The 504-nt window shown below is 62.1% G+C and carries 1 protein-coding gene; it reads left to right on the top strand.

From position 1 onward, the window contains the following. The coding region (locus AC1B00_RS09735; protein ID WP_488849531.1) for a hypothetical protein at nucleotides 1–266 on the top strand (266 nt) is incomplete at its 5' end. Nucleotides 267–504: the final 238 nt, after the last annotated feature.

Consider the following 504-nt stretch of genomic DNA (forward strand, 5'->3'; position numbering starts at 1 on the left):
TTGCGCGACGCGCAGAAACCATCGCTCGTCTCGCTGCTGTCGCCCGCGAACGCGGGGAGGTTACCGACGGGCTTCGGCGTGTGCTTGTAGTTCAGGCAGTACGCCTTGCGTTCCTGTCAGCCGACCGACTCGCTTATGCGGAGGGGCGTCCGACACCCGCCGCCGACTCCATCAATATGGAGCAGCTCGTCGGCACAGTGCTCTTTGAAGCCTCGGACCCGCACGGCGAGACCGATGCCGATGAGATGGAATCGGACGATGGCTGACCTGAGCGACGATGATCCGCGCCACGGAACCGCTAACGGGTACGGCAACCATGGCTGCCGGTGTGCTCCCTGCAAAGAGGCCAACCGCGTCACTCATGCTCGATATCTCCGCAAGGTGCTAACCGAAGGCAGTCTCACAGGTAAGAACGTGGTTCACGGAACCTCCTATCGCTACGACGTTGGATGCCGATGCGATCCGTGCCGTGAGGCACACAACGCCAAGTCGCGAGCAACGAAG

It is taken from the genome of Campylobacter sp. DY7 (genome assembly GCF_057802535.1).